Raw genomic sequence first — 7856 nt, 5'->3', positions numbered from 1 at the left:
TCACGGGCCACGGCCTTGATGTCGATGATGCCGTCATAGATTTCCGGCACTTCCATCTTGAAGAGTTCCGCCATGAACTCCGGCGCGGTGCGGCTCAGGAAAATCTGTGGGCCTCGGGCCTCGCGGCGCACATCCTTGATGTAGCAGCGGATACGGTCATTCGGGCGATAGCTTTCGCGGCCGATCTTTTCGTTGCGGCGCAGGATGGCTTCGCCACGGCCTACATCGACGATGACGTTGCCGTATTCCTCGCGCTTGACCTGACCGTTGATGATGGTGCCGACACGATCCTGGAATTCTTCGAACTGACGGTCACGCTCGGCCTCGCGGACCTTTTGCAGGATCACCTGCTTGGCCGATTGCGCGGCGATCCGGCCCATATCGACGGGCGGCACTTCTTCGATGAACTGGTCACCGACCTTGGGATCGTCGAGATACTGCTTGGCCTGTTCAACGGTCATCTCGGCCTGATAGTTTTCAACCTCGTCATCTTCGACCACGGTGCGCACGCGGGTAAAGGTGGCGCGGCCTGTCTTACGGTCAATGCTGACGTGAATGTCCATCTCGGCGCCGTAGCGGCTTTTGGCGGCACGGGCGAGGCTTTCTTCCATCGCTTCAATGACGAGCGACGGGTCGATCATCTTTTCGCGGGCCACGGCCTCGGCGGTTTGCAACAGCTCAAGCTGGTTTGCAGAGGTAATTGCCATTTTCAGTCCTCCTCAGACTCGGACCCTGCGGTCTCGATCTCGTCAAATTGGTCTTCTTTCAGGGTGCCCGCATCCTTGCGGGCCTTCAGCATGTCCTTGATCAGCTCATCGGTCAGCACCAGCTTGGCATCGGCCAGCCAATCGAACTGCAGGCCAACGGTGCCTTCTTCGATGTTGATCAACACGTCATTGTCTTCGACCCCGGCCAGAACGCCCTTGAAGCGCTTGCGCCCGTCGATCATCTCGGATGTTTCCAGCTTGGCCTCGTAGCCTTCGAACTCCTCGAAATCCTTGAGGCGGGTCAGGGGCCGGTCAATCCCGGGGCTGGAGACCTCCAGCGTATAGGCATCGGTCAGCGGGTCTTCGACATCCAGAACCGCGCTCACGGCGTTCGAGATATCGGCGCATTGGTCCACTTCGATACCGCCCTCAGGCGTTTCGGCCATGATCTGAAGCGTGTTGGTCTTGCCACCCATCAGACGCACGCGCACCAGTTCAAACCCCATGTCCTCGATGACGGGGGTGATGATCTCGGCCATGCGGCGATCAATGGCTGTCTTGGCGATCAGGTCGTTGCTCATCTGACTTTCAAACACAAAAAAACGGGCGCGCGGCCCGTCGATATTTCCCGGTGGAGCGTCAGGTTTGGACCCCAACGCGCCGCTGTTGAAAGGGGATATACGCTTTGCCGGGTGAGTCTGCAAGGGGCTTGCAGGGCCGAAAACGGCACCGACAGAATACCGACGTTTTACAGACAGTGATTTCTGCGCGTTTTCAGGAGTTTAAGCCCCACGCCCCAGACGATCCATGATCTTCACCAGTTCGGCGCTGATTCCCGGCTCGGACAGGGCGTGCCCGGCGACGGGGATCATCCGCAGGCTGGCCTTGGGCCAGTTCTGCGTCAGGTTCCACGCGGCTTGCGGTGGGCAGATCATATCGTAGCGGCCTTGCACGATTGTGCCGGGGATATCGGCGATCTTGGGGATATCGTGGAGGATTTGGCCATCGCGCTCAAGGAAGCCACCGTTGATGAAGTAATGGTTCTCCAGCCGCGCAAAGGCATGGGCATACTCCGCCGGGCTTTCGAGGGTCGCGCCGCTGGAATGTACCGTGGCCAGCGCATTTTCCCAAGCAGACCAAGCCTTTGCATGGCGGATTTCTTCGGCGCGATTGCCGGAAAACAGCCGCCGGTGATAGGCCGCGATCATATCGTCGCGCTCGTCCTCGGGGATCAACTCGCAAAACCGCGCCCATGTCTCGGGCCAGAACCGCCCAGCGCCGCCGCCATAGAACCAATCCAGTTCGGCACGCGTCATGGTAAAGACCCCGCGCAGCACCAGATGCCGCACCGGGCGGGGGTGTGCTTGCGCATAGATCAGGGCCAGCGTCGCGCCCCAACTGCCGCCGAACACGATCCATTCCTCAATCTTCAGGGTTTTTCGAATACGCTCGATATCCGCGACCAAATCCCATGTGGTATTCGCGTCCACACTGGCATGCGGCTTTGATCGGCCGCAGCCGCGTTGATCGAACAGGATGATTCGATAGACGTTGGGATCAAAATAGCGCCGCATCGCCGGGCTGCATCCGCCACCCGGCCCGCCGTGTAGCACAACCACCGGCATGCCATCCTTGCTACCGGATTGCTCAACATAAATCTCATGACCATCGCCCACATCCATCATGCACCGATCAAAAGGTTCGATCGGCGGGTAAAGATACTGGACTGCGCTCTTTTGGCCTGAGAATTTATCCATGACCGTCCTATATAGAAAGGCCGGACCACATGAGCATATGGAGAGCAGAATGCAAGCCGCTCAAAGCACGATCGATCCAGCCGAGGTTGCCAAGTTCGAGGCCATGGCCGCCGAATGGTGGGACCCGAACGGCAAATTCAAGCCGTTGCACATGCTCAACCCCTGTCGATTGGACTATATCACATCACAGATCGCTGCCGAGTTCGAGCGTGACCTGAACGGCGAAAAACCGTTCTCGGGCCTGCGGATTCTCGACATCGGTTGTGGCGGTGGGCTGCTGTCGGAACCCATGGCGCGGCTGGGGGCCGAGGTGGTGGGCGCCGATGCCGCCGAGCGCAATATTCCAGTCGCCCAAGTGCACGCCGAACAATCCGGCCTGACCATCGACTATCGCCACACCACGGCCGAGGCCATGGCCGAGGCGGGTGAGCAGTTTGACGTCGTTCTGAACATGGAAGTTGTAGAGCACGTGGCCGACCCGCTGGCCTATCTGACCGCTTGTCAGACGCTTTTGAAGCCCGGCGGCCTGCACATTTGTTCCACCATCAACCGCAACGCCAAAAGCTTTGCCATGGCGATTGTGGGGGCCGAATACGTCATGCGGTGGCTGCCCAAGGGCACGCATGAATGGAACAAGTTCATCACCCCGGATGAGCTTTATTCATTGATCGAAAACGCAGGGCTGACGCCGGTGGATCGCAAGGGGTTCGTCTTTAACCCGATCACTTGGCAATGGTCGCTATCGTCCAAGGACCTGAGCGTGAACTACGTCACCGCCAGCGTGAAACCGGCTTAATCGGTTTCCAGTTTTGCGCGCAATTCGCGTAGGACGGGCAGCGTGGTACGCACCTTGTCTTCGCCCACTTCGCGGACCAGTTCGGTTATCATCGGTGTGATCGCCGCAATCGCCGCATCGCGCGCCTGCCTGCCTGCGGGGCTGATGGCCACCATTTTACGGCGGGCATCATCCCAGTCGGGGCGTATATGCACGTAGCCCGCCCATTCCAGTTTGTTCAGGGTGTTGGTCATCGCCCCTCGGGTGACATGAAAACTCTTCGCCAATTGCGCCGGGCTGCGCTCGCCTCCGGCGCGGGCCAAATGGTTGAGAACCGAGAAATGCGAGATTTCCATGCCCTTTGGCAAAACACGGCTCAGCCGGTTCCGGATCAATTGCTCATCCGCCAGTATTTCACTGAACAAGGCGACGGCAAGGGAATTGATCGAAAATTCACTCATTCACGGACCATGGAATTGCGGCGCTTGATGCAGCGACGGGATACGTTGTCGGGCTTGTGACACTTTACCAAGGTCAAGATCAACGTAAATGACACCGGGATCGGTGCCACCATCGGCAATCACCTCACCCCAGGGTGCCACGGCCAGAGAATGCCCATAAGTTTTGCGGGTCTTTCCACGCGTGGCCTTATGCGTACCGGTTTGCGCCGGGGCCAAGACGTAAGACCCGGTTTCAATTGCGCGGGCGCGCAGCAGAACCTCCCAATGGGCCGCCCCCGTTACCTGTGAAAAGGCGGACGGCACGGTAAGGATGTCAGCCCCGGCTTGGGCAAGAGCCCGGTAGAGGTAGGGAAAACGGATGTCGTAACAGACGGTCATGCCGAGTTTGGCAAGGCCGATATCGGCCAATGTCGCAGCCTCACCGGGCCTGTAACCAGCGGATTCGCGGTAGGTTTCGGCCTCGGACACCTGCACGTCGAACATATGGATTTTGTCGTATCGCGCGGTGATCTTACCCTTTGGGTCAATCAGGAAGGACCGATTGGCAAAGCGCCCGTCGGAATCATCGGTTTTCAAGGCGAGCGAGCCGATCAGGAGCCACACGCCATTTTTTTGGGCGGAGTCGCGCAACCCGGCAAGTGTCGGATCATCGGCCTCGTGTCGGAGCACTTCTTTTTGCCGCGTGCGGCTGGCCGAAACACAATTGGTCACTTCGGGGGAAAGGATGAACTTCGCGCCGCCCTTGGCGGCCTGATCCACATAATCGCAGGTGACCGGCAGGTTCTCTACCGGGTCATCGCTGCTGTTCAATTGGATCAGGGCCGCTTTCATCGGGGTTTAGCCTTGCAAAAGCGGGTCCAGCTTGCCGGCCCGTTCAAGCGCGTGAAGCTCATCACAGCCGCCAACATGGGTGTCACCGATGAAGATTTGCGGCACCGTGCGGCCGCCGTTGGCCCGTTGGATCATCTCAGGCTTGCGGCCTGGATCAACCAGCACGTCGATTTCCGAAAAATTGACGCCCTTTTGCTTCAACAAGCGTTTGGCAGCATGACAAAAACCGCAAAGCGGCGAGGTGTAGATCTCGACAGGTTGCATTCTTTCGTTCCCTTAACTCTTTGCAGGGAACTTAGGCGTCCTTGGCCGCGCGTGCCAGTGTCAGTACGTTCACAGAGGCGGCACCGCCGGAAAAACAAGCCTGTGTCGCGGCGGACAAGGTGGCACCGGAGGTCATGACGTCATCCACGATAAGAACCTTGCGCGCCGCCATACGGTGGCCGCGCCGGGGATGGGGCACGATGGCCTGACCGACAGTTGCATGACGCGCATCGAACCCCAGACCGCCAAGGCTTCGGGTACGGTGACGGCGGATCAACAGATCGGGGCAATAGTCGAGGCCGAGTTCTCGGGCGACAGCCTCGGCCAAGAGTGCCGCTTGATTGAATCGGCGTTTGAGCATGCGTGTCCAGTGAAGCGGCACGGGGGCAACCACCATGCGCCGATCAATCAAGGGCACGGCCGCGCGCGCCATCCAAAGCGCCGCCGGGCGCACGATGTCCTGCCTGTCGCTGTATTTGAGCGATAGAACCAGCCTACGGCCTTGATCCTTGTACAAAAGACTCGAGCGGCCTTTTTGCCATGGCCGGGCCATCCGCATACAATCATCGCAGTACTCGGGTTCACCCCGGTCATCACCGGGCAGCGGCACGCCGCAGGCGTCGCAGCACAGCCCGGAAATAAAGGGCGTTTCCCGCCAACACGGACCGCAGAGGCCGAAATCACTATCGACCTGCTCGCCACAAAGGGTGCAGCGCGGCGGATAGACCAGACGCAACGCCGTTTGAAAAGCCCGCGTGCTCACCCTATTGTTCCCCTCATGCAGCAACCCCTGACCGACCGCCCTGCCCTGCTTCGCAACCGCGCCCGCGCCATGACGGCGCCGGCGTTGTTCCTGCACGAGTCCGCAGCGGGTGAGATCAAGGATCGGCTGGGGATGGTTAATAAATCCTTTAACGCCCCTGCCGTGGTGAGCGGATTTCCGAAAGCGTGGCAGGATTGGTTCCCCGATGCGACATGCATTGTGGATGAAGACACCCTTGAGCTTGAAGAAAGCGCGCATGACCTGGTGGTTCACGCTATGTGCCTACATTGGGCCAATGATCCGGTCGGACAGTTGATTCAGGCACGCCGTGCCTTGAAACCCGATGGCCTGTTTCTTGGCATCTTCTTTGGCGGGGAAACCCTGCATGAATTGCGCGCCTCTTTGGCGCAGGCCGAAGCGGATTTGACCGGGGGATTGTCGCCACGCGTAGCCCCGATGGGCGAAATCCGTGACTTGGGTGCGCTTTTGCAGCGGGCCGGTTTTGCCCTTCCGGTGGCCGATTACCTGCCTTTGAAAGCCAGCTACGAATCGCCCCTGCACCTGATGCGGGAGTTGCGGGGCATGGGGGAAACCTCGGCCCTTGCCGCGCGCCCAAGGCATGCCACCCGGCGAAGCGTCATGCTGCGCGCTTGTGAGCTTTATGCAGAAACTTTTGCCAGCCCGGATGGGCGGGTGCCGGCCACGTTCGATTTGATGGTTCTGACAGGCTGGGCCCCGGATGAAAGCCAACCCCAACCCCTGCGCCCCGGCTCGGCCACGGCGCGGCTTGCGGATGCGCTTGGGACGCAAGAAAGCCCTTTGAAAGATTGACGGCAGGGACAGAGCCGTTATTTCACACAATGAAACATGAATATAATGACGAGATTGCCCATGCTTGACGCTAGCACGACTGCCAAGGTTCCCGAGCACGCCAATGCCGATCACCCCGCCATTCCCAAGGCGAAAACCGGGGTTCTTCTGGCCAATCTCGGCACGCCGGATCACTATAGCTATTGGCCGATGCGCCGGTACCTGAACGAATTTCTGTCAGACCGTCGGGTGATTGATTACAGCCCTTGGAAATGGCAGCCGCTTTTGCAGTTGATCATCCTGACCAAGCGGCCCTTTTCCAGTGGCGAGGCCTATAAATCCATCTGGAACGAGGACAAGAACGAAAGCCCCTTGATGACCATCACGCGGGATCAGACCGCCAAGATGGCCGAGCTTATGCACGAGCGTTTCGGCGATCAGGTCATGGTGGATTTCTGCATGCGCTATGGTAATCCTTCGACCAAGTCCAAAGTGCGTAAGATGGTCGAGGCGGGGTGCACGCGTATCCTGTTCTTTCCACTCTATCCACATTACGCGGGCGCAACCTCGGCCACGGCGAACGATCAGTTTTTTCGCGCCTTGATGGACGAAACCTGGCAACCGATCGCGCGTGTCGTCGAGCCCTATTTCGAAAACCCCGACTATATTGAAGCGCTCGCGCAGTCGGTTGAGAAGGCCTATGCCGAGGCAAAGGAGCGCCCCGATATCCTTGTGGTCAGCTATCATGGAATGCCCAAGCGGTACTTGATGCAGGGCGATCCGTATCATTGCCAATGTCAGAAAACTACGCGCCTTTTGAAAGAGCGTTTGGGGTGGGACGACACGCAGATCACCACGACATTCCAATCCGTTTTTGGCCCGGAAGAGTGGCTCAAACCATATACGGTGGATCACGTGGCCGATCTGGCGCGTGAAGGAAAGAAAAAGATTGCCGTCATGGCACCTGCCTTTTCGGCGGATTGCATCGAAACCCTGGAAGAGATCAACGAGGAAATCCGCGAAAGTTTTGAAGAAGCGGGCGGTGAGGAGTTTACCTATATCCCCTGTCTCAACGACGACGACGCCCACATGAAAGCGCTTGCCGGAATTGTCGAAGAGAACTTAAAGGGCTGGCTGGATTGAATAAGGCAATCGGTCAGAAGTAAAAAAGGCAGTGGTGTACCACTGCCTTTTTCAATTGGTCTTTGTGCGACTGATTAGTCAGCAGCAACAACTGCGGCCACGATGGCGAGCAGAACCAGCGGAACCCAAACGCCAGCTGCCGACGAGCTTGCGGTGGTTTCTTCAACAACGACGGGAGCTTCCATCATCGGCTCTTCCATGGTGCCAGCAGAAGCAAAGGTTGCAGCGCCAGTCAGAGCAGCGGCGAGAACGAGTTTTTTCATATTATCCTCCAGATATTGGCCTACCGCGTAGCAACACGGCAGGCACCCAAGACTTACCTCGTGGATTTTTCTAAGCAGCAAT

11 protein-coding genes are annotated in these 7856 nt (G+C 58.5%); 3 read left to right on the top strand and 8 right to left on the bottom strand.

The features are described 5' to 3' along the window. The 3 genes from QZ498_RS11855 to pip form a co-directional block, all read right to left on the bottom strand. Positions 1 to 707 (bottom strand): transcription termination/antitermination protein NusA (locus QZ498_RS11855; RefSeq protein WP_294622487.1); only part of this gene is annotated, 707 nt, incomplete at its 3' end. A 2-nt stretch (positions 708 to 709) separates the two neighbouring features. Next, on the bottom strand, positions 710 to 1288 hold the full coding sequence (rimP, locus tag QZ498_RS11850) for a ribosome maturation factor RimP (RefSeq protein ID WP_294622486.1): 579 nt from the start codon (positions 1286 to 1288) through the stop codon (positions 710 to 712). A gap of 201 nt (positions 1289 to 1489) precedes the next feature. Beyond that, the gene (gene pip / locus QZ498_RS11845; RefSeq protein ID WP_294622485.1) at positions 1490 to 2464 is read right to left on the bottom strand and encodes a prolyl aminopeptidase; all 975 of its coding nucleotides are present in this window, start codon (positions 2462 to 2464) and stop codon (positions 1490 to 1492) included. A 49-nt stretch (positions 2465 to 2513) separates the two neighbouring features. Here pip and ubiG point away from each other — a divergent pair, with 49 nt between their 5' ends. Further along, entirely contained in the window at positions 2514 to 3260 is a 747-nt protein-coding gene (gene ubiG / locus QZ498_RS11840) for a bifunctional 2-polyprenyl-6-hydroxyphenol methylase/3-demethylubiquinol 3-O-methyltransferase UbiG (RefSeq protein WP_294622483.1), read from the top strand. Here ubiG and QZ498_RS11835 read toward each other — a convergent pair. The 4 genes from QZ498_RS11835 to QZ498_RS11820 are packed head-to-tail and all read right to left on the bottom strand — an operon-like array spanning position 3257 to position 5558. Then, positions 3257 to 3700 carry a MarR family transcriptional regulator gene (locus tag QZ498_RS11835; RefSeq protein WP_294622482.1) on the bottom strand — a complete coding sequence of 148 codons (444 nt, stop codon included), beginning with the start codon at positions 3698 to 3700 and terminating at the stop codon, positions 3257 to 3259. The genes ubiG and QZ498_RS11835 overlap by 4 nt on opposite strands. Continuing rightward, on the bottom strand, positions 3701 to 4531 hold the full coding sequence (locus QZ498_RS11830; RefSeq protein WP_294622481.1) for a carbon-nitrogen hydrolase family protein: 831 nt from the start codon (positions 4529 to 4531) through the stop codon (positions 3701 to 3703). A 6-nt stretch (positions 4532 to 4537) separates the two neighbouring features. Continuing rightward, on the bottom strand, positions 4538 to 4795 hold the full coding sequence (gene grxC, locus QZ498_RS11825; protein WP_294622480.1) for a glutaredoxin 3: 258 nt from the start codon (positions 4793 to 4795) through the stop codon (positions 4538 to 4540). 31 nt (positions 4796 to 4826) lie between these two features. Continuing rightward, positions 4827 to 5558, bottom strand: coding sequence for a ComF family protein (locus tag QZ498_RS11820; protein ID WP_294622479.1), 732 nt, complete (start codon positions 5556 to 5558; stop codon positions 4827 to 4829). Positions 5559 to 5573: 15 nt separating this feature from the next. Here QZ498_RS11820 and QZ498_RS11815 point away from each other — a divergent pair, with 15 nt between their 5' ends. Then, positions 5574 to 6389 carry a methyltransferase domain-containing protein gene (locus QZ498_RS11815; RefSeq protein WP_294622478.1) on the top strand — a complete coding sequence of 272 codons (816 nt, stop codon included), beginning with the start codon at positions 5574 to 5576 and terminating at the stop codon, positions 6387 to 6389. A 60-nt stretch (positions 6390 to 6449) separates the two neighbouring features. Continuing rightward, positions 6450 to 7511, top strand: coding sequence for a ferrochelatase (hemH, locus tag QZ498_RS11810; RefSeq protein WP_294622476.1), 1062 nt, complete (start codon positions 6450 to 6452; stop codon positions 7509 to 7511). 74 nt (positions 7512 to 7585) lie between these two features. On the opposite strand, the gene QZ498_RS11805 is transcribed toward hemH, so the two are convergent. After that, the gene (locus tag QZ498_RS11805) at positions 7586 to 7774 is read right to left on the bottom strand and encodes a hypothetical protein (RefSeq protein WP_294622475.1); all 189 of its coding nucleotides are present in this window, start codon (positions 7772 to 7774) and stop codon (positions 7586 to 7588) included. Between the last annotated feature and the right edge of the window lie 82 nt (positions 7775 to 7856).

This window comes from uncultured Roseovarius sp. (genome assembly GCF_913057115.1).
GTDB lineage: Bacteria > Pseudomonadota > Alphaproteobacteria > Rhodobacterales > Rhodobacteraceae > Roseovarius.
This window is presented reverse-complemented; position numbering and strand designations above follow the sequence as displayed.